We start from the raw sequence: 21827 nt of genomic DNA, 5'->3' as shown, positions 1-21827 counted from the left end.
GGTATAATTCTCATCCCCTGAGACGGCAATTTTGGGAGGAAACTAATGGTCGATAAAATTGAAGAGTTTAAAGAATTACTAGCACAAGCTAAATTTGTAACTTTTCTAACTGGTGCTGGCGTGTCTGTACCATCAGGGATTCCTGATTATCGCTCAAAGAATGGATTGTACAAGCGAGAAAAATTCAACTTTCCACCTGAATATATGTTAAGCCATGATAATTTAGTTAAACATCCAGATATCTTTCATGACTTTGTGATTCACAATATGTACTTTCCAGATGCTCAACCTAATATTATTCATACAAAGATGGCCGAAATCAGTAATCAAAAAGGTGCTATTGTTACACAAAATGTTGATAAATTGCATACCAAAGCAGGGGCTAAAAATGTCGTAGAATTTCACGGCAATTTATACGATAATATTCATTGCCTGACCTGCGGTAAAGAATTTGATTACACGTATTATTTAAAAGATTATCGCCATCATGAAGATAATGGCATTATTCGCCCCGGAACTACGGTTTTGTACGGTGAGAATATCAATCCAGAAAACTTTCAAAATGCAGCTTTGGCCGTTCAAAAAGCTGATTTGTTAGTAGTTGTTGGGACTAGTTTTAAAGTATATCCATTTGCAGGATTACTAGAATACAGTTCACCAAAAGCTAAATTGGTTGTCATTAATAAAGAAGATTTAAATTTAGATTCATCCATTTTGGCCATCTCAGATGATGCCACAAATGTTTTTTCAAAGATTTAGGGTTTTATATAGAGCCGCCTTCGTGGGCGCAAAATATAGGCTGCTGTGGGGACCGACCTGAGCCAAGGTCTCCGGGATCGATTTTGAGCTTCGCAAAGTACGCGAATCTCAAAACTCGTCCTGTGGTGTAAAGGCTAAAGCCTTAACGCCACCTGCACTGCTGCCTATATTTTGCGCCCACGGAGGCTAATGTATTGGTTTGTTTGGATGTAATTAATTGATGAGTTATATATTTGATATTATTTTTTATTATCAATTTGGAAGAAAATTCGTCATGATTTAGTATATTTAAACAGACTAAAAATTAAATTCAAAAAAATAGTCAGAAGAATCGAGATATAGTTACTGGCAGTGAAAGTGGCGTTAGGGCTTTAGCCATCTACACAGCAACCTAAATTTCTCACACCCGGAGGCAGTGTATTGGTTAGATTTGATAATTCAATTTATTTTAATTCTCGATTTTAAGGTATCAGCAGTGGTTATTTGGTTCTTATTTTCTTACTTTGTAAATCTAGATGGTCGAGAAGTTAAACATAAATTTTGAATAAATTAGTCGGAGGTCACAAGCGTTGAAGTCAGCCGTGGCGGTGGTGTTAGTGCTTTAGCACTTACAGCACAGGACGTATTTTGAAATTCGCGATTTGTGCGAAGTTCAAAATCGAGACTTGAGACCTTGGCTCAAGTCGGTCCTCACAGCAGACTTTAACGCTTGTGACCGGAGACGGCAGACACATTAAATACAAATAAAAAAAATGCTATACTTAATATCAATTTAGTAGCGGTGGAGGTTAACATATTGACTGAAGAGAGAAAAACTTTTTACATTACAACACCCATTTATTATCCATCAGGAAAATTAACAATTGGGAATTCATATACAACGATTGCAGCGGACACTTTGGCTCGTTACAAGCGTAATGAAGGCTATGATGTTTTCTTCCTAACAGGAACTGACGAACATGGTCTCAAAATTGAACAAAAAGCCGAAGAGAAGAACATGCAACCACAAGAGTACGTTGACATGATGGCTAAGGGTATCAAAGAACTTTGGAAGTCATTGGACATTTCAAACGACAAGTTTATCCGTACAACTGATGATTATCACGTTAAAGCTGTACAAAGAATTATCGAACGTCTAATTAAACAAGGGGATATTTATTTAGGCGAATACTCTGGCTGGTATTCAGTTGACGATGAGGAATATTTCACTGAATCACAAATGGCTGAGGTTTATCATGACGCTGACGGTAATGTCACAGGTGGTAAAGCTCCTTCAGGTCACGAAGTTCAACTAGTTAAAGAACCTTGTTACTTCTTTAAGATGAGCAAATACGCTGATCGCCTTTTGAAATATTATGAAGACAATCCAACTTTCATCGAACCAGAAATCCGTAAGAATGAAATGATCAACAACTTTATCAAACCAGGTCTTGAAGATTTGGCTATTTCTAGAACAACTTTCAACTGGGGTGTTAAGATTCCAAGTAACCCTGAACACGTTGTCTACGTTTGGGTCGATGCTTTGTTGAACTATATCACAGCCCTTGGTTATGAAAGTGATGATGATTCTCTATTCAAGAGATACTGGCCTGCCAATGTGCAATTTGTTGGTAAAGAAATTGTGCGTTTCCATACAATCTACTGGCCAATTATTTTGATGGCTTTAGGTGTTGAATTGCCTAAGCAAGTCTTTGGTCACGGATGGTTATTGATGAAAGACGGTAAAATGTCTAAGTCAAAAGGTAACGTCGTTTATCCAGAAATGTTAGTTTCACGTTATGGCCTTGATTCATTACGTTATTATCTAATGCGTGCCATGCCATTTGGTAGTGATGGTGTCTTCACTCCAGAAGATTACGTTGATAAAATCAACTATGACTTAGCTAATGATTTAGGAAATCTTTTGAACAGAAGTATTTCTATGATCAACAAGTACGATGATGGTAAAGTTGTGACTGTTAAAGCTGCTACTGACCTTGATAAGGATCTTGAAAAATCATATGCCGATACTTTAACAGCTTATCGTGAACACATGGACAAGTTTGAATTTCCAGATGCTTTAGCTAGTGTCTGGTCATTCATCAGCCGCGCTAACAAGTATATTGATGAAACACAACCATGGGTTCTTGCCAAAGATGAAGCTAAGAAAGCTGAATTACAATCAGTTCTAGGTCATTTGGCAGAATCATTACGTTTGATTGCCTTATTGATCAGCCCAGTTATGACACAATCACCAGTCAAGATGTTCAAGCAATTAGGTTTGGACTATGACAAAGATAAGTCACTTACATTCGGTGACACAGTTGTTGGTAAGACTGTTACTGCTAAGCCAGAACCAATCTTCCCACGTCTTGATGCTGAAGAAGAAGTGAAGTATATCAAGGATAAGATGGCAGAAGAACAAGCTAAAAATGGTAGCGGTAAGTTGAGTAAGTCAGCTCAAGCCAAAGCTAAGGCTCAAAAAGAAACTGATGATGAATTCCCTAAGGAAATTGAATTTGATGACTTTGCTAAGGTTAAGATGGTCGTAACAGAAATTTTGGATGTTAAACCGGTTGAAAACTCAAGTAAGTTATTACAATTCAAACTTGATGATGGTTCAGGTATCGATCGTCAAATTCTTTCCGGAATGCACAAATTCTATCCTAACTATAAGGAACTTATCGGTAAGAAAGTGCTTGCTGTTGTTAACTTGAAGCCACGTAAAATGGTTGGTGAATGGAGTAACGGAATGTTACTTTCAACTGAAATGGGTGATGAAGTAAAACTAGCTATCGTTGATAATTCACACAAAAATGGAGCTATTTTAGGCTAATGAAAATCTTTGATACACATACACATTTAAATGACGAGGCTTTTGCCGGGAAAACACAACAATTTATTGATAACGCTAAAGAGTTAGATGTTGTTGAGATGGCAATTATTGGTTCTAACGAAGAGTTCAACATCGAAGCGATTCGTTTGGCTCAAAATTATCAACCATTACATGCTGTTGTCGGCTGGCATCCAGAATTTGCCAAAGAATACAATGAAGAGCAATTAGTCAATCAGATTAAGTTGCCTGAAGTTGTTGGTATTGGTGAAATTGGACTCGATTATCATTGGGAAGAAGATCCAGATCCTAAGATTCAACAAAAGGTTTTGATTCAACAATTGGATGTGGCACAACAATATAACATGCCAGTTTCAATTCATTGTCGAGATGCTTTTGATGACATGTATCAAATTTTAAAAGATCATGATATGTCAAAGTCTGGTATTATCATGCACAGTTTCAACGGTGATCTTAATTGGCTCAATAAATTCTTGGATTTGGGTCTTTGGATTTCTTACAGTGGCGTCGTTTCATTTAAAAACGCCCCGGAAGTACATGAATCAGCCAAACATACACCACTTGACCGCTTATTGGTGGAAACTGACGCCCCTTATTTGACCCCTGAACCATATCGAGGTCATGCCAATCAGCCAGCGTACACCCGTTATGTGGTTGACGCGATAGCTAAGTATAAAGGTATTACACCAAATGAGGTTGCTGAACATACATTTAACAATGCTCACCAAGTGTATAATCTATAATTATGAAAAAAATAAAAGAAATTATTGTAGTCGAAGGAAAATCCGATACGAACCGTTTAAAAGATTGTTTTGGTGATGATGGGATTGATACTTTGGAAACGACTGGTTCAGCTTTAAGCGAGGAAACCATTCAACAAATAAAAATTGCTCAACAAAAACGGGGCGTAATAATTTTTACTGATCCTGATTTTAATGGCAATCGTTTGCGAACAATCATTCAAAAAGCTGTTCCCGATGCTAAGCAAGCCTTTTTGCCAAGAAGTAAGGCCGTTCCCAAGCACAGTGATGGCAGTTTGGGTATTGAGCATGCTAAAGACGCTGACATTAAGGAAGCATTAGCGGCTGTTTACACCCACACCGAGGCTGATTTTGCTGATTATAATCATGCCGATATGGTCGACTTAGGTTTAATTGGTGAACCCGATTCACAACAACGTCGTTTGGCGGTCGGCTCGGAATTAAAAATTGGCTATACGAATGCTAAACAATTTTTGAATCGATTGAATATGTTTCAAGTTGCACCAGCTGATTTACTAGCTGCGGTTAAAAATTTTGATAAGGGAAGTACTCATGACACAAAATAGATTAAGTATTGCTGATCCTATTCGGACAAACGATATTATGCGTAAATATAAGTTACGCGCAAAGAAAAGTTTAGGACAAAATTTCTTAACCAATGAAAAAGTTTTGGACGACATCGTTGATGCCAGTGGTTTAAAGTCTGATGAAATTGCGATTGAAATCGGACCTGGTATCGGTGCGTTGACTGAAAAATTAGCTCAAGTTGCTGAACATGTTTATGCTTTTGAAATTGACGATAATTTGATTCCTGTTTTGGCAGATACATTGCAGTATTACCAAAATATTGATGTCATCAATCAAGACATTTTGAAAGTTGATCTCGATCAATTCGTTAAAGATAACAAGCTTGAAGGTAAGACAATTAAGGTTGTTGCTAACTTGCCTTACTACATTACAACGCCAATCATGTTGAACTTGATTGATAGCGATTATCCTTTCCAATCATTAGTTTTGATGATGCAAAAGGAAGTTGCGGAAAGAATCACGGCTAATCCGGGGCATCGTGAATATGGTTCACTTTCCATAGCAGTGCAAACACAAATGAATGCGAGAATTGACCGCATCGTTGGTAGTAAATCGTTTATTCCTAGACCGAAAGTTGATTCAGCAGTTGCAGTGTTGGATCGCTTGCCAAAGGACCAAATTGATATTGAAGATCCAGTTTTCTTCAATAAATTAGTCCGTTCAGCTTTCATGCAAAAACGAAAGAGTTTGATGAACAATTTGTTAAATTGGTTAGGTCGTACGGATGAAAATCGTGAAAAAATAAAAAATGTTTTTGAAAAATGTGGTATCGCGGAAAACGCCCGTGGTGAGCAGGTTTCAATTGAACAATTTAAACAAATGGCATTAGAATTTAGCAAAAATTAGATTACAATTGTATTATTTTGTTGAAATTTTCAGTGAGACGTGGTAAAATTTCACTCCTAAGGAGTGATTATTATAATGCCAACATCATTGAAGACAATAAAGAGCCGTTTAGATTCACACTTAGGTGAGAATTTGACGATTGTTGCACAAGCAGGTCGTAAAAAGGTTGTCCGCCGTCGCGGAACTTTATCAGAAACATTCCATTCAGTTTTTGTCGTAGATTTAGATCAAAATGAAAACTCCTTTGAAAGAGTTTCATACAGCTATGCTGATTTGTTAACAAAATCAATTGATATACAATTTGATAGCGATGAACCTGCTGAATTAGATTCAGACTCAGACGTTGAGGCTGAAGCAGAATAACTATAATAAGCGTTCATTAGATGGTCTGAACATTTCTTGTTCAGGCTTTTTTTTGTTGTTTTAAAGATGCCGCCAGCAGTTGCGAGAAATTCAGGCTGCTGTGGGGACCGGTCTGAGCCAAGGTCTCAGACCTCGATTTTGAACTTTGAGAAGTTCGCTCAAATTTCAAAACTCGTCCCGTGGTGTAATGGCTAAAGCCATAACGCCACTTTCACGGCTGCCTGAATTTCTCGCAACTGCTGGCTAGGGTATTTGAATAAGTAATGTTTTTTGGGGTAGTTTTTGTATCTGGTTTATTGGAATATTTAAAGAATAGAGTTAAAGATTTCAAATGAACTTTAGGATAATCGTTATGAGAAAAAATGGCTAGGTATAGAGTGCCTTAGTCGTGTGTTCGATTGGGTTGATTGTTCGGATATGGGATTTATTCTTATTGGTGATTAAGTTTAAAATCAATCTAGGTACTCGTGGTGCTAGTTGATTTTTGGATTATGTAATTGAAATAATTTTTAAAGTCAAAAGATTAAGGACATGCTCTATACCCTATAATTCTAGTCATTGATGGGAAAATAATGCTTTAATATTGATTCAAAAACAAACAATGAACTAGCCGGAAAGAGCAGAAAATTTTGGTCATCATATTTGAAAGTTAACGGAATCGCTGAGTTTCCTGCTAAAAAAACATGAATTGTTCATTGTTTTGCTTTATAATCTTGTAGGAAGATATGTTTTTAGGAGAAAAAAAGATGAAAACACGAAGAAGCGAACGATTAATTGACATGACTCGCTATTTACTGGAACGACCACATACACTGATTTCTTTGGCATTTTTTGCTGATCGTTATGAATCAGCTAAGTCATCAATTTCTGAGGATTTAGGTATTTTGCGTAGAACTTTCATGATTCGGGGGATTGGAGTTCTTGAAACTTTGCCTGGAGCTGGTGGTGGTGTGATTTTTACACCGGGAATTTCTAAGAAAGAAGCTACTGAATTTGTTGAAAGTACTTCAAAACGCCTTGTAGAACTTAATCGAATTTTACCAGGTGGCTATTTGTATTTAACTGATTTATTGGCTGATCCTGAATTATTGAGAACGGTTGGTCGAATGATTGCTACTCAATATTCTCAAAGTTCAATTGATGTCGTTATGACGGTGGCAACTAAGGGTATACCAATTGCTCAAAGTGTTGCCAATTTCTTGAACATTCCGTTTGTGATTGTTCGTCGTGATTCTAAGATTACTGAAGGCTCAACTATCAGTGTTAACTATGCATCAGGTTCGTCTGATCGAGTTGAAAAGATGGAGCTTTCAAAACGTAGTCTTGATGAGGGTTCACGTGTATTAGTTGTGGATGACTTTATGAAAGGCGGCGGTACTATCAATGGATTGCGTAGTTTGATTTCTGAATTTAACGCTATCTTTGTTGGTGCAACGGTCTTTGCGGAAAACATTAATATGCACAGTCAATTTAGTGATGCAGAGATTACATCAATTTTTAAAGTAACTAAAATCGATACACAAAATAAAATTTTAAACGTTGAACCAGGGAATTATTTAGCTAATACCGATTTCAGTTATTTTGAATAAATTCTTGATTGAGCAGTCATATATAATAATGCTATTATATATAAGGATATTTGAATGACTGAAGGGAGTTTCTGATGTCGAATCGTTATGTAATAATTCTTGCTGCTGGAAAAGGCACAAGAATGAAGTCTAGATTGTACAAGGTATTACATCCTGTTGCTGGTAGAGCTATGGTCGACCATGTTTTAACTCAAGTAGAAAAAATCCAACCGGATATGATCGAAACAGTTATTGGTAATGGTGCTGATAAAGTTGAGGAATTGCTAGGCGATAGAACAAAGTATGCTTTGCAATCTGAACAATTAGGTACAGGACATGCTGTTTTACAAACTGAAAAAGATTTAGGTGACAAAGAGGGTATTACACTAGTTGCGACTGGTGATACACCATTGTTTACTGCTGATACATTTGAAAAATTGTTTGATTTTCATGAAAAAGAGGGCGCTGCTGCCACTATTTTGACGGCTCATGCTGATGATCCATTTGGTTACGGTCGTATTGTCCGTGACGGTAATGGTAATGTTGAAAAGATTGTTGAACAAAAAGATGCCTCAAGAAGTGAACAAGAAATTCAAGAAATTAATACTGGTGTAATTTGCTTTGACAACAAGTTATTGTTCGAAAACTTGCACAAAGTTAAGAATGATAATGCTCAAGGTGAATATTATTTGCCAGATGTAATTTCATTGCTTAAGCAACAAGGTAAGAAGGTTTCTGCATATCAAATGGCTGACCTTTCTGAATCATTAGGTGTTAATGACCGTGTAGCTTTGGCTAAAGCTGAAAAAATCATGCAAAGAAGAATCAATGAAGCACATATGCGTGATGGTGTTACAATTGTCGACCCTGACAATACTTATATTGATGTCGATGTTGAAATTGGTAACGATACAGTTATCGAACCAAACGTAAAGATTTTTGGCCAAACAAAGATTGGTTCAGAATGTGTTATTGGTTCAGGTTCAAGAATTTCTGATTCAGAGATTCAAGATAACGTTGAAGTAATTAGCTCAACGATTGAAAGTGCCATTATGCACAAGGGTAGTAACATTGGCCCTAACTCACATCTTAGACCAAAAGCTGAAATTGGCCGCGATGTTCATATTGGTAATTTCTGTGAAATTAAAAATGCTAAAATTGGTGACAGAACTAAGGTAGGACACTTAACATATGTTGGTGACGCTACACTTGGAACTGATATTAATGTTGGCTGTGGTGTCGTCTTTGTAAATTATGACGGTGTCAAGAAGTGGCATAGTAATATTGGTGACCATTCATTCATTGGTAGCAACTCAAATATTGTTGCCCCAGTTGAAATGGCTGATCATTCATTTATCGCTGCAGGTTCTACAATTACTAATGATATTCCTAAACATGCAATGGCTATTGCACGTCAAAGACAAACAAATAAAGAAGATTTTTGGGATAGATTACCACTATCAAAAAGTGAAGAATGGAAATAAGGGTGAATAATTAAATGTCATGTCAAAATAACGAACGACCAATGAAGATTTTTGCATTGAACTCAAACAAGCCTTTGGCAGAAAAAATTGCTAAAGAGGTTGGTGTACCACTAGGAAAGTCATCAGTTACACGTTTTAGTGATGGTGAAATCCAAATTAATATTGATGAAAGTATTCGTGGTTCAGAAGTATTCTTGATTCAATCAACTTCAGCTCCAGTTAATGATAACTTGATGGAACTATTGATCATGGTTGACGCACTTAGACGTGCATCAGCTTCAGTTATTAATGTTGTGATTCCATATTATGGATATGCTAGACAAGATCGTAAGTCACGTTCACGTGAACCTATTACAGCTAAATTAGTTGCTAATATGCTAGAACGTGCCGGTGTTGATCGTGTGCTTGCACTTGATCTCCATGCTGCACAAATTCAAGGATTCTTTGACATTCCAGTTGACCATTTGATGGGTGCACCTCTATTAGCTGATTACTTCCTAACAAATCACCTAGAAGAAGATGCCGTTGTTGTATCACCTGATCATGGTGGTGTTACACGTGCTAGAAAATTGGCTGAATTCTTGAAGACACCAATTGCTATTATTGATAAACGTAGACCTCGTGCTAATGTGGCCGAAGTTATGAACATTATTGGTAATGTTAAAGGCAAACGTGCCATCATTATCGATGATATGATTGATACTGCTGGTACAATTTCACTTGCATCACAAGCACTTATCGATGCTGGTGCAACTGAAGTTTACGCATGTTGTACACACCCAATTCTTTCAGGCCCAGCTATTGAAAGGATTTCAGCTTCACCAATCAAGACATTGGTTGTTACAGATTCAATCAATCTCCCTAAGGAAAAGATTATTGATAAAATGGTTCAAGTTTCAGTTGGACCACTTATCGGTGAAGCAATCAAACGTGTTCATGATAACGAACCAGTTAGTCCATTGTTCAACACACGTTTTGAAAGAAAGAACCTTAAATAAAAAGAGGGTGGAGGACGACGTTTTGAACCAGAAAGTTTTCCTAGCTTCACGAATTACCCGCGTACTTTGCGGATGATTTGGGAAGTGTAGAAAAATTTGTGGTTCAGTCGTCCGTAACCCGTTTCAGAGCCAATGCCAAAACTATGGTTCTAAAATGACATTATTTAAAAATGAGAGTGGAACGAAATATGTTCAGCTTTCGAGCATTAAGGCAAATGACGCCAGCAATCCGATTTTGGGTTACTGGCGTCATTTGTTTTAAGCAGAAAAAACTATGTTTTGTTCCACGTTTATGCTGCATATTTAGGTCAAAAATAATTAATAAACTAGTCGGAGGGGGAAAGAAATTTAAGCCGCTGTGAAGGTGGCGTTAGCACTTTAGTGCTTACACCACGGGACGAGTTTTGAAATTTGAGTGGTTTTCTCAAAGTTCAAAATCGAGGGTCGAGACCTTGGCTCGAGCCGGTCCCCACAGTGGCTTAAATTTCTTCCTCCCGGAGACGGCACATTTCAAACCAATTAAAATTTAAATAAAAATTAATCATGCCACTTTAATTTTTTTCAAAATATAGTAAAGTGAAGTTTGTACTTTGAAAAAAGGTAATATCAATGAAGGAGATTTGGCGAGGATGTTTAAGGAATTCCAAGAATTTATTTCCCGTGGTACTGTTGTTGACTTAGCTGTCGGTGTTATCGTTGGTGCTGCTTTTAATAACTTAGTATCAGCGATTACTACATACCTTTTGAATCCGCTAATCGGACTTATCATTGGACAAATTGATCTATCAGATATGAAATTTCAAGTTTTAGGTGCTAATTTCTTAATCGGTGACATGATTAATGCTTTGATCAATTTTCTAATCATTATGTTTGTGGTCTTTATGATTGTTAAGATGATGAACAGAATGCGCCGTGACGGTTCACGTAGTAAGTTTGATAAAAATGGTGAAGAAATACCTGACCCACAAACTGAATACTTACAACAAATCCGTGATTTATTACGTTATCAACAAAGAAACGACCATAACAACCGATATTAATTTATTGTTTTAATATTGGATCAATTTTATAAGTTCAGTTTTTTTGAACTAAGTTTGTTGTTGAATAAAAGCAATTTTAAATTATAAAAATAGGTCAATCCTCGCGCATGCGTTTACGCAAAGGGATTGGCCTATTTGGTTTTCAATTAATTACATTTTAAAAGTACTTTGGTGGATTAATAATCACAAGTAAAAATAACTCATTTTTTAAAAAAATAAAATCAAGTTTATGATTTTTATCGTCATTCTTTTGATACAATATGTATATAAAGCTGACAATAAAAAAACTAAAGAAGGCCGTGTCTATGGTTTCCGATAAAAAAACTTATAAAAAACTACTTATAATTTTAATATTTTTTGAGTTAATCTTTGTATATGAATTAATGCTAAATACTAATGAAGTATATGCGGATGTCGAATACGTTTCTAAGGTTGATGAAGAAGCAGCGGATCCTGAAGATTTGAAAAATGCTATTAATAGCGCACCTAGAGGATTGGATATTTCGGATCCAACTTTTTTGAGAGGGGATTTTTCTAACGAAGGTTCAAGTGAAAATATGAACTCCTCAAAGGTTATCAGAAAAGGTACGACTGATAAAACCGGTATATTAAGAGTAACTCACGGGTTTAATCAATTGGGGTCTATTTGGAGTAATATAGATAAATCTAATTTTTTGGATATTTCCCAAGACCAGTCGATGTCAATGTGGTTATATTTTGGAAGACCGATAGATCAAAGTAAGCCATTAGAAGTTGGTGACGGAATGGCTTTTGTTCTTCAAAATGCGCAGGATAATCCCTTGGCAATGAATAAGTGGGGAGGGATTAAGGCAATATCAAGATTTCATGGAAATCCGGCCCCTGGTGAGACTTTGGGAGTTTGGGGAGCTGACTTCGATAACGCAAATTCTATATTTAATATTCCTATATCTCAAACAGCAATTCCTAATAGTTTTGCAATTGAATTCGATACGTTTTTAAACCGTTTAACATTGGCAAATGATATTAACGGTAAGGGTGTTTCATTTGATGCTGATTTGGCTTTTGGGAGAAATGATGATGGAAGTATGAAGTATATTCAACAGATCAAGGGACAACATATTAGTATGGATTATCCTGATGGTCCTTCTTATGATGACTTTGATTTTGATGGTCCAAATGATGATGCCACGTATGTATTAGGTACCGGAAGTGGAAATATAGGTACTAGGGCATTTTTTAAAATGAATCATAAAAACCTTGAAGATAATTTGAATCTAACAAATTCTAAGTGGCATCATATGACTGTTAAATTTGATCACTCAACTAGTAGTTTGACATACATCTTTGATGATAAAGATATTAATGGAAATATGTTAAATTCGAATACTACCAAGACACAAAAGTTAAAAATGAGTCATTTCAAGCTTGGAGATAGTAATAAATTAAGGTGGGGCTTTACTGGTAGTACAGGTAGGTTCTCTGAAAATAATTTGATTGTCTTTGAATCTATTCCATCATTTGTTAATGCTGATTCATCGGTTAGTCTAAAAGATACTACTAAAGGAAATACTATTCCTGGAAATGATAATAAAGTAAATGTTGGTGATGAGCTCGACTTTATTTATGATTTAAATTATAAGAATGGTTCTAAGGAGTGGAGTGAAATTCTAGCTTCAATGAATTTGCCCAAAGAAGTCACTTTTGTTAATGGAACGATAACTTATGATAATAATCCAGATTATCGAGAAAATATTTCTAGTAATGAATTTAAAAATGGTAAAGTTGAACATTTATTGCAAAAAAGTTTATCTAATGAAAATAATCATGCAAAAATTGAGTTACACACTACGGTCAATAATCAAAGTGAACAGATTGACATTGGTAAGCAACATGCCCATTTTGCTAGTGACAATTTTATTGTGGATGATGATACACCTCCATTTACCATCACGATTCCGGAAATGTCGTTGACTACTGATCCTTCTGGAACGATAAATTACAAATCGATGGATCTTACACCTGAAAAAACTCCTATTAAGGGAACGGTTAGATATTCCAGCGGAAAGAATATTAGTCCTTCGAATGTTACGGTGCATTACAGTGTTAATAACAAGGACTACGAAGGTTTTAAATTAAGTGGTAGCTTATCGGACAAGGCACTTTTTGATTTAGATATTCTAAAGACACAGTTGATTTTAGGCAATAATACCGTAAAAATTTATGCAGAAGATAGTTTTGGAAAAAGGACATCTCCTAGTTTAATCAACATATTTATCGGTGGTGGATTAGAATTTGGTACGGTTAGTAAAGATGTGGCATTTGATACTGTTAAGGGCGGATATGCTGGACAACTTGTTCCAAGAAAAGGCGAATGGCAGCTTGAAGTTGTTGATGGTCGTATTGGTAAGAATAGCTGGACATTGCAGGCAAGTGCTTCACCGTTAGAGAAAGAAGTGTCAGGCAAGCCAACAGGTGAAGTATTCAAGGGCGAAATAGTTTACAAAAATATTATGGGGAAAATATTACCATTGAAAAATTTGACAGGCATATACACTAATAGTAAAGATTCTGATTCCAAGCAAACAATCAATGTGACAAATGAATGGAATAGCAAGTTGGGAATGTTTTTGAAAGTTAATGATAATAATAATACCAGTGGGACGTATACAGGAAAGATAACTTGGTCTTTGATTGATGGAATTGGATCCAACAATACATAAGATAATAAAAAATCACAACATAGCTTGAGAATTCCTCTCAAGTCATGTTGTGATTTTTTGTAAATGTTTTTATTTCTTTTGATATTCAGCGTATTTCTTTTTAATTTCACTTAAATCCGTTAGTGCCAGTTTCTCGTTAACTTCATCAGTCATCGCTTGTTTGGTATCATCGTCCCAATCATAGTATTTACTCATATATTCAATAACGGGTGTTTTAATACTCTTCATGTGACTAATATTAAATAACATTTGACTGCTACGACGAAGTAAATAGTCAATCGGATGCTCAACCATTTCTGATTCGAGACCATAATTTAGCATGGCCCAATCAATTCTTGGCAAGCGAGCTTTGGTTTTAGTTTCTGGCAATAGTTGGTAGACTTTGGAAACATTAGAACCATAACGATGAACTAATTTTTCAGCGTCTTCGCGGTCTAAATCGTAGTTAATGATACCTTCGTGAACTTCTTTATCAAAGAATTCCATCCAACCATCGTCACCGCCAACGTCACCACCGGATAAGGTTAAATCTTGAGTGATAGTATCTTTATATTCGTAATTTGTTTCGACAGCTAATTGTTCAGCTACTCGATTAACAATTTTTTCAGCCATTTTGCGGTAGCCCGTTAATTTACCACCAGCGATAGATAAGAGGTCGGTATCTGATTGGAAGATTTCATCTTTTCGTGAAATTTCGGAAGGTGATTTGCCTTCTTCTTGAATCAACGGTCTAACACCAGACCAACCACTTTCAACATCATCAGGTGTTAAATATTGTGGCAAATCAAACATTTGATTGGCAGCGGCTAAAATATATGTGACATCGTTCGCTGTAATATTTGGTTCCTTTGGATCTGCTGTCCAAGTAGTGTCGGTTGTTCCGATATAAGTTTTGCCTTCACGAGGGATGGCAAACATCATACGACCGTCGTGGAATGGGGTATCAAAGTAGACTGAATTAGAAATTGGAAATTTATCGCTATCGATAACTAAATGGACGCCTTTTGTTAAATGAAGGTGCTTGCCTTTATCGGAATTATCCATTTGTCTAATTTCATCGACCCAAGGTCCACAGGCGTTAATAACTTTTTTAGCATGGATTTCTCCAGTTGAACCGTCGATAAGATTTTTGAAAATAACACCACAAATTTTATTGTTAGAGTCGTAAAGTAAACCAGTTGCTTTAACATAATTAGCAATTAAAGCACCCTCAGAATTGGCTTTTTTCAAGACTTCTAGTGTTAAACGGGCATCGTCGGTACGATATTCAACGTAAACACCAGCACCTTTCATATTTTCACCTTTAAGATAAGGTTCACGTTCCAAGGCGTCATGGGCATTCAGCATGTATTTACGTTCGGAGCGTTTAACTTGTGCCAAGCGGTCGTACACATCTAAGCCAATGGCAGTTGTGAAAGGACCGAAAGTTCCATCTTCGTAAAAGGGTAGCATCATTTTAAGTGGTGTTGTTACATGAGGGGCATTGTTATAAACAAGAGCACGTTCACTACCGACTTCGTGAACTTCTTTGATGGCTGCTTGTTTGAGATAACGTAATCCACCGTGAACTAATTTGGTTGAACGACTCGAAGTTCCCGAAGCAAAGTCACGCATTTCAATTAAGCCGGTTTGAATATTTCGGGTTTGAGCATCTAAGGCAATTCCACTACCAGTAATCCCACCACCGATAACTAATAAATCTAAGACTTGATCTTGCATTTTTTGTAAATTGTCGGATCTAGTTTTGTTAGAAAATTCTGTCATGATAACCTCCTGTATTTCGTACATTCTGGCAAAATAAGCATAAACTCATCTGCTGAAAATTGCACAAAAAAGATATCAAAATATGTTAGTTTTATTTTAATAAAATAATGGAGAAGTTGAAAGCGTTTTCTATCATTTGCTTTGAAATATGCCACCAACGGGGATGAAAACTTTTGGCTGCGGTGGGGACCGACTTGAGCCAAGGTCTCAAGTCTCGATTTTGAACTTCGCATAAACCGCGAATTTCAAAACTCGTCCCGTGTTGTAGGTGCTAAAGCACCAACAACACCTGCACTGCTGCCAAAAGTTTCCATCCCCGCTGGCTAGGGTTTTTGAGTGTATATAAGTGGATGTGAAATTAATTACTTAGAATGATAGAGAATTATTTTTATTTTTGATGTCTTTACTTCACGATTTTATCGTTATGAATGTGTTTCTGGAATTTTTCATAATCTTCACTAAAGATATCGTCGGAGTGTTTGATTAGCATTGATTTAGGGAAATAGAATCGTTCATCACCTAAGATGCGGCCAGTTAAGGCATTGACTAGTCGGCTGATGGTTGATAATTCTAGTAAGGAGCCGTCGTCTTGCATAATTTCAATCTGTGTACGGCTCTTATTGGAATTAGGGTTGTAAACATCATATGGTAAATCGTAGCTAGTGTTAGTGGCTGTGTAGTAGTTTTTGTCAAAGCCGACGTTTTCTACGATATCAGCTAGGTCGGGTAGCATGTGTTCGGTTGTTTTATCATATTCAGATGATTTGAATGGTTTTCTGGATAAGAAACGGTAAGCTAAATCTTTTAGAATTTCATCGGGGTAGCTTTGCCAAAGGGTGAAGTAGGTGTTCAAAATGCCGTCATCCAGCAATAGATAATCATTAATTGTTACTTTATTTTCGAAGAATGGAATTAATAAACTTGGCATTTCAAAACCGTTCATGTGGTTATGTTCATATAAGTCCTTAGCGCGTTGCAATAATTTAGTTAAAACAACTTCCATACCACGAGAAACGGGGTGGAAATAAACTTGTTGATACATTTGGAAACGACTGACGATATAATCTTCAACGGCGTGCATACCATCTTTGTCAAAAGCAATACCACCTTTGTAGGGACGCATTACCCGTAAAATTCTAGTTAAATCAAACATCCCATATTTTGTGCCAGTGAAGTAAGCATCACGTAACAAGTAATCCATTCGATCGGCATCAACTTGGCTAGAAATCATTTGTACAACCTGTGGATTGGGATAAGTGTGAGCAATGACACCAGCAACTTTTTCAGGGAAATCATCAGAAACTTGTCGTAAGACGGCATTGATTTCTGTTTCAGGTGAGGTAATGATTCTTTGCGTCCACATTTCATGATCGGTTTTAAAGATGTGTTCAAATGTATGTGAGTAAGCACCGTGGCCAACATCATGCAAAAGAGCGGCACAGAGCGCTACAATACGTTCGTTATCATCCCAAAGTCCGTCTCCAGGTGCTTTAGTGGGATAGTTACGTTGAAAATTATCGCAAATTTGACGAGTTATCTCATAGACACCCATGCAGTGAGTGAAGCGTGAATGTTCAGCGCCTTGGAAAGTAAAAGATGAAGTTCCCAATTGCTTAACCCGACGAAGACGTTGAAATTCTTTGGTATTTATCAAGTCGAGAATGACTTTGTGTTGAATATGAATGTAATTATGAATCGGATCGCGGAAAACTTTCTCGCGAGGTAGCATTTGAACGTTATATGACATTATTTGTCCTCCAATAAAATTTTGTTACGTTTAATTAGGTCGGTTAAGGTGGTATTATAGGCTTCTTGGTAAGGCAATGAATTTTGAATGATGAAAAACTCTTCGCGATTGATTTGATATTCAGTGGAAATAACGTTTATAATTTCCTGCTTAGCTTGATCAATGGAAAGCTTCCGATTCAATAATGAGTCTAGATTTTCCATAGCGTGCAAGTCAATTTCAGGATAGTCAAACTTTTGATGTTTGGGAAAATTACTTATTTCGTAAAAATCCTTCATCAATTGACTACGTTTTTTCTGATTGCCATTAATGCTAATATAGGCCATGACTGCCACCGCATTACCAGCACGTCGTTGTGAAATACCAGCAAATTTTTTGCCATCAATGCTCAAATCATAAGTTCCGGGACAGTAAGAATGAGTGATTTCACCAGTTTCAATCCGATTTGAAAAAGCCTTTCGTAATAAAGAATACATTTTTTCGTAAGCATCATCGATTAAAAGGTTATCTTTATCAGGTAAAAAAAGCGTGCAATTGAGAATACCAGCATCTGTCACAACTCCCAGACCGCCAGAGTTTCGTAAGTAGAAAAGATAATCTTTATCAGATAACATTTGCAGGCCAGCCGATAAATTGTGCAATCGCTTGTCTTGCATTCCTAAAATAACCGTTGGCGGCGTAGTCCAAAAGTGGATTACGGGTTGATGATTCTCAGAAACAAATTTTAAAATAGCCCCAGTGTCTGAAAATGGAACAAGCATATCTTTGTTAGAGCTAATTTTTTGGTCGTATAATATAATAGTGTTGTTCACTTAATCACTTCTTTTAATTTAGTCTAAATGTTACAAGTTAAATATATTGTATAGGCCGCTTCCAGAAACAAGAATTTAGGTCGCTATGGGGACCGATTCGAGCCAAAAAGCGGTCTCGAATCTCGATTTTGAACTTCGAGAAAATCGCTCGAATTTCAAAACTCGTCCCGTGGTGTAAGTGCTGAAGCACTAACGCCACCTTCACAGCGACCTAAATTCTTGTTTCTTCCAGCTAGGTTTTCTTTATCAAAGGTAATCACAATTTTGAAATTTGTAAACTTTAGTTTAGTCAGAAATAAGTTACTATTTGTCGCATATCTTATTCAGTTGAAATAGTTAACATTTTAGTAATAGAAAATTATTATTAATTTGTAACTCAAAGTTTAAGAATAATTGGAACAAAAAATAAATTAGCCGGAGGGTGTGCTCAACATTAACCAGCCGTGCAGGTACTGTTAGGACTTTAGTCCTTACAGTACGGGACGACTTTGGAGACTTGCGGTTTTTGCAAGGCTTCAAAGCGAGATTCGAGACCTTGGCTCGAATCGGTCCCCACGGCAGGTTAATGTTGAGCACACCCGGAGGCGGCACTTTATTAATATAATTTTATCATGTAGAGGCTATAGGGTATTGGAAAATAATAGTTTTAATATAAATGTCGATTTAAATATTGAGACATTGCAATCGGGAGAATTAACACATACTAAAATTTCTGAACCGGGTAAATTTACTCAAATCGGAAATTCAATTTATTTAAGATTTAACGAAAGTCTAGAAAATAATGATAAGGCATCAATCCTAGTTAAGATTACGGAAAAAGGTGAAATTCATGTTAAACGTGTTGCTAAGTCGACCAATTTAGCATCATTGTTGTATTTTACCCATCAAGAGCACAATACTGGTCATTTGGAAACTGAATATGGAGTATTACCTTTAGACACATATACGAAGGATTCCAAGGTCGAAATTGTAAGTAATCCGCTTTCTGGAAAAATAAACATTGATTATGATTTGATTTACGACAATAATGTAATAGGTAATTATAAGTTTAGATTGATTTTTAGTGCCTAGGTCTATATCATTATAAGTAAGACGCTGCGAAAGGACGTGTACACGTTTGAAGTTTGATAAATTCAAGGATCAAAACAAGGACGAACTCTCATTGATTGAGGTTGCCTATGAGATTCTAAACAACAACAATAAAGAAGTAATGAACTTCTCAGATATCGTTAATGAAATTCAAGATTATTTGGGCAAGTCTGATGATGATATTAAGGAATCACTTCCTCAATTCTATACAGATTTAAATAATGACGGTAGTTTTCTTTCACTCGGCGAAAATGTTTGGGGTCTACGTAAGTGGTATCCATATGATTCAGTCGATGAAGAAGTAAATCACCCTGAGGATAATGGTACCGAAAATACTCATAAAGCTGCTCAAAAGGTTAATGCCTTCTTGAGTGACGATGATGAAGATGACGATGTTGTCGATTACGATGATGATACTGATTTAAGTGTATCTGATATGGATGATGACGATGACAGTGATGGTTCATCAGACAATGGTCCGGACTTATCTAAGTTCACTAACTCAGATTTGACATCAGTTGATGACGATGACGACGATGAACATGATGATAGTCTTGAAGATGGTATTGAAGGCCAATTGTCAGAATTTGATGCGGATGATGACGATGAAGATATCGATCTTTCAGACGAAGATGATGACGATGATGACGACGTCGAAGATGATGACGACGAAGACAGCAATAAATAAGTTTAATTTTTTGAATTAAAAGTTTGACGACTCGAACATATCACGGTATTATATAGTTCGGGCTCTATTAGGATAGACAAATTCAAGTTCCCTGTTCATGTTGAATAGGGGACTTTTTATTTTTGCGATTAAGAAATCCCTAGAATTAATATGTGGAGGAAGATATGACTAAATACATTTTTATTACAGGTGGAGTTGTTTCATCATTAGGTAAGGGAATTGTTGCCGCATCCCTTGGTAGACTATTAAAGAATCGCGGCCTTAAGGTGACAATGCAAAAATTTGATCCTTATATTAACGTGGATCCAGGAACAATGAGTCCTTATCAACATGGTGAAGTTTATGTTACTAACGATGGTACAGAAACTGACCTTGATTTGGGACACTATGAAAGATTCATTGATAACGATTTGAACAAATACTCAAACGTTACAACAGGTAAGATTTATTCTGAAGTAATTCGTCGCGAACGTCACGGTGATTACAACGGTGCAACTGTCCAAGTAATTCCACATATTACAGATATGATCAAACAAAAAATTATGCGTGCTGCTTCAACAACTGATTCAGATGTTATTATCACTGAAGTTGGTGGTACTGTTGGTGATATCGAATCACAACCATACCTTGAAGCATTACGTCAAATGAAAGCTGAAGTTGGTTCAGAAAACGTTGTTTATATTCATACATCACTAGTACCTTACTTGAAGGCTGCTGGCGAAATGAAGACAAAGCCAACACAACACAGTGTTAAAGAACTTCGTGGAATCGGTATCCAACCTAACATCTTAGTTGTTAGAACTGAATTACCAATGCCACAAAACATGAAAGACAAGATTGCTTCATTCTGTGATGTTGATCCTGAAGCAGTTATTGAATCACGTGATGCAAGCTCACTTTACGATATTCCATTGAACCTACAAGCTCAAAACTTTGATGATATCGTTTGTCGTTACTTGCACTTAGATACAAAGAAAGCTGACATGGCAAACTGGAACAAGCTAGTTGACCGTGTTCACAACTTGAAACATAAGACAAAGATCACTTTAGTTGGTAAATATACAAAGTTACAAGATGCCTATATTTCCGTTACGGAAGCTTTACGTGCCGCTGGATATGCTTATAATACAGAGATAGAACTAGAAAAAATTTCAGCAGATTTAATTACTGAAGACAATGTGGCTGATTACCTCAAAGATTCAGATGGTATTCTAGTACCTGGTGGTTTTGGTAGCCGTGGTCTTGAAGGTATGATCACAACAATTAAGTATGCTCGTGAACATGATGTTCCATATTTGGGTATTTGTTTAGGTATGCAAATGGCAAGTATCGAATTTGCTAGAAATGTAGCTGGTATCAAGGATGCTACAACTGGTGAAGTTGATGAAAATGCTGCCAACAAGGTTATCGACATCATGGCTGATAAGAAAGATGTTGAAGATCGTGGTGGTACTTTACGTTTAGGTGCTTATCCATGTAAACTAAAAGAAGGTTCAAAAGCAGCTGCTGCTTATGACAATCAATCAGTTATCCAAGAAAGACATCGTCACAGATACGAATTTAACAATGAATATCGTAAACAATTCGAAGATCTTGGCTTAGTATTCTCAGGTGTTTCACCAGACAACCGTTTGGTCGAAGTAATTGAAATTCCTGAAAACAAGTTCTTCGTTGCTGCTCAATACCATCCAGAATTCTTGTCAAGACCTACTAGACCAGAAGGCTTGTTCAAAGGATTTATCGGTGCAGCTTCAGGCCTTGAAGAAGATAACATGTAGTCTTCTT

Annotated in this window: 17 protein-coding genes; 14 read left to right on the top strand and 3 right to left on the bottom strand. The window is 36.5% G+C overall.

Translation table 11 applies throughout. The features are described 5' to 3' along the window. Positions 1 to 57: 57 nt before the first annotated feature. From D1B17_RS10485 to D1B17_RS10435, 11 genes are all read left to right on the top strand, one after another. Positions 58 to 759, top strand: a complete 702-nt coding sequence (locus D1B17_RS10485; protein WP_420868413.1) for an NAD-dependent protein deacylase — start codon at positions 58 to 60, stop codon at positions 757 to 759. 793 nt (positions 760 to 1552) lie between these two features. Then, positions 1553 to 3574, top strand: coding sequence for a methionine--tRNA ligase (metG, locus tag D1B17_RS10480; RefSeq protein WP_420022535.1), 2022 nt, complete (start codon positions 1553 to 1555; stop codon positions 3572 to 3574). Further along, positions 3574 to 4335, top strand: a complete 762-nt coding sequence (locus D1B17_RS10475; protein ID WP_120141784.1) for a TatD family hydrolase — start codon at positions 3574 to 3576, stop codon at positions 4333 to 4335. Before metG ends, D1B17_RS10475 begins: the two co-directional genes overlap by 1 nt. Before the next feature lie 2 nt (positions 4336 to 4337). Next, on the top strand, positions 4338 to 4919 hold the full coding sequence (gene rnmV / locus D1B17_RS10470; RefSeq protein WP_120141785.1) for a ribonuclease M5: 582 nt from the start codon (positions 4338 to 4340) through the stop codon (positions 4917 to 4919). Continuing rightward, the gene (gene rsmA / locus D1B17_RS10465; RefSeq protein ID WP_120141786.1) at positions 4906 to 5787 is read left to right on the top strand and encodes a 16S rRNA (adenine(1518)-N(6)/adenine(1519)-N(6))-dimethyltransferase RsmA; all 882 of its coding nucleotides are present in this window, start codon (positions 4906 to 4908) and stop codon (positions 5785 to 5787) included. Before rnmV ends, rsmA begins: the two co-directional genes overlap by 14 nt. 75 nt (positions 5788 to 5862) lie before the next feature. Further along, positions 5863 to 6150, top strand: coding sequence for a Veg family protein (locus tag D1B17_RS10460; protein WP_120141787.1), 288 nt, complete (start codon positions 5863 to 5865; stop codon positions 6148 to 6150). Between the two features lie 746 nt (positions 6151 to 6896). Continuing rightward, a complete protein-coding gene (purR, locus tag D1B17_RS10455) occupies positions 6897 to 7739 on the top strand; it encodes a pur operon repressor (protein WP_120141788.1) in 843 nt (280 codons plus the stop codon). A gap of 74 nt (positions 7740 to 7813) precedes the next feature. Further along, a complete protein-coding gene (gene glmU / locus D1B17_RS10450; protein WP_120141789.1) occupies positions 7814 to 9202 on the top strand; it encodes a bifunctional UDP-N-acetylglucosamine diphosphorylase/glucosamine-1-phosphate N-acetyltransferase GlmU in 1389 nt (462 codons plus the stop codon). A 14-nt stretch (positions 9203 to 9216) separates the two neighbouring features. Then, positions 9217 to 10200: a ribose-phosphate diphosphokinase gene (locus D1B17_RS10445; RefSeq protein WP_120141790.1), complete on the top strand. Its 984-nt coding sequence runs from the start codon at positions 9217 to 9219 to the stop codon at positions 10198 to 10200. Positions 10201 to 10829: 629 nt separating this feature from the next. Then, on the top strand, positions 10830 to 11240 hold the full coding sequence (gene mscL / locus D1B17_RS10440; protein WP_120141791.1) for a large conductance mechanosensitive channel protein MscL: 411 nt from the start codon (positions 10830 to 10832) through the stop codon (positions 11238 to 11240). Between the two features lie 383 nt (positions 11241 to 11623). Continuing rightward, positions 11624 to 13942: an L-type lectin family protein gene (locus D1B17_RS10435; protein WP_137432127.1), complete on the top strand. Its 2319-nt coding sequence runs from the start codon at positions 11624 to 11626 to the stop codon at positions 13940 to 13942. Between the two features lie 69 nt (positions 13943 to 14011). Here the strand turns inward: D1B17_RS10435 and D1B17_RS10430 are convergent, their stop codons facing one another. The 3 genes from D1B17_RS10430 to D1B17_RS10420 all read right to left on the bottom strand — a co-directional run bounded on the left by D1B17_RS10430 (position 14012) and on the right by D1B17_RS10420 (position 18214). Beyond that, on the bottom strand, positions 14012 to 15706 hold the full coding sequence (locus D1B17_RS10430; RefSeq protein WP_120141793.1) for a glycerol-3-phosphate dehydrogenase/oxidase: 1695 nt from the start codon (positions 15704 to 15706) through the stop codon (positions 14012 to 14014). A 403-nt stretch (positions 15707 to 16109) separates the two neighbouring features. After that, entirely contained in the window at positions 16110 to 17453 is a 1344-nt protein-coding gene (locus tag D1B17_RS10425) for an HD domain-containing protein (protein WP_120141794.1), read from the bottom strand. Continuing rightward, positions 17453 to 18214, bottom strand: a complete 762-nt coding sequence (locus tag D1B17_RS10420; RefSeq protein WP_137432126.1) for a lipoate--protein ligase family protein — start codon at positions 18212 to 18214, stop codon at positions 17453 to 17455. Before D1B17_RS10420 ends, D1B17_RS10425 begins: the two co-directional genes overlap by 1 nt. A 681-nt stretch (positions 18215 to 18895) precedes the next feature. Here D1B17_RS10420 and D1B17_RS10415 point away from each other — a divergent pair. The 3 genes from D1B17_RS10415 (at position 18896) to D1B17_RS10405 (ending at position 21820) form a co-directional block, all read left to right on the top strand. Further along, positions 18896 to 19336 (top strand): YwiB family protein, encoded by a 441-nt coding sequence (locus D1B17_RS10415; RefSeq protein WP_120141796.1) that lies wholly within the window; start codon positions 18896 to 18898, stop codon positions 19334 to 19336. 46 nt (positions 19337 to 19382) lie between these two features. After that, on the top strand, positions 19383 to 20042 hold the full coding sequence (rpoE, locus tag D1B17_RS10410) for a DNA-directed RNA polymerase subunit delta (RefSeq protein ID WP_120141797.1): 660 nt from the start codon (positions 19383 to 19385) through the stop codon (positions 20040 to 20042). A gap of 164 nt (positions 20043 to 20206) precedes the next feature. Beyond that, on the top strand, positions 20207 to 21820 hold the full coding sequence (locus tag D1B17_RS10405) for a CTP synthase (protein ID WP_120141798.1): 1614 nt from the start codon (positions 20207 to 20209) through the stop codon (positions 21818 to 21820). The last annotated feature ends 7 nt before the right edge of the window (positions 21821 to 21827 follow it).

It is taken from the genome of Companilactobacillus zhachilii, from assembly GCF_003606365.2.
Taxonomy (GTDB): domain Bacteria; phylum Bacillota; class Bacilli; order Lactobacillales; family Lactobacillaceae; genus Companilactobacillus; species Companilactobacillus zhachilii.
This window is presented reverse-complemented; position numbering and strand designations above follow the sequence as displayed.

Excerpts from the sequence above, each read along its gene's own strand:
- D1B17_RS10475 (WP_120141784.1), top strand. The coding sequence starts at position 3,574 with ATGAAAATCTTTGATACACATACACATTTAAATGACGAGGCTTTTGCC.
- rnmV (WP_120141785.1), top strand. The coding sequence starts at position 4,338 with ATGAAAAAAATAAAAGAAATTATTGTAGTCGAAGGAAAATCCGATACG.
- rsmA (WP_120141786.1), top strand. The coding sequence starts at position 4,906 with ATGACACAAAATAGATTAAGTATTGCTGATCCTATTCGGACAAACGAT.
- D1B17_RS10460 (WP_120141787.1), top strand. The coding sequence starts at position 5,863 with ATGCCAACATCATTGAAGACAATAAAGAGCCGTTTAGATTCACACTTA.
- purR (WP_120141788.1), top strand. The coding sequence starts at position 6,897 with ATGAAAACACGAAGAAGCGAACGATTAATTGACATGACTCGCTATTTA.
- glmU (WP_120141789.1), top strand. The coding sequence starts at position 7,814 with ATGTCGAATCGTTATGTAATAATTCTTGCTGCTGGAAAAGGCACAAGA.
- D1B17_RS10445 (WP_120141790.1), top strand. The coding sequence starts at position 9,217 with ATGTCATGTCAAAATAACGAACGACCAATGAAGATTTTTGCATTGAAC.
- mscL (WP_120141791.1), top strand. The coding sequence starts at position 10,830 with ATGTTTAAGGAATTCCAAGAATTTATTTCCCGTGGTACTGTTGTTGAC.
- D1B17_RS10435 (WP_137432127.1), top strand. The coding sequence starts at position 11,624 with ATGCTAAATACTAATGAAGTATATGCGGATGTCGAATACGTTTCTAAG.
- D1B17_RS10430 (WP_120141793.1), bottom strand. The coding sequence starts at position 15,706 with ATGACAGAATTTTCTAACAAAACTAGATCCGACAATTTACAAAAAATG.
- D1B17_RS10425 (WP_120141794.1), bottom strand. The coding sequence starts at position 17,453 with ATGTCATATAACGTTCAAATGCTACCTCGCGAGAAAGTTTTCCGCGAT.
- D1B17_RS10420 (WP_137432126.1), bottom strand. The coding sequence starts at position 18,214 with ATGCTTGTTCCATTTTCAGACACTGGGGCTATTTTAAAATTTGTTTCT.
- D1B17_RS10405 (WP_120141798.1), top strand. The coding sequence starts at position 20,207 with ATGACTAAATACATTTTTATTACAGGTGGAGTTGTTTCATCATTAGGT.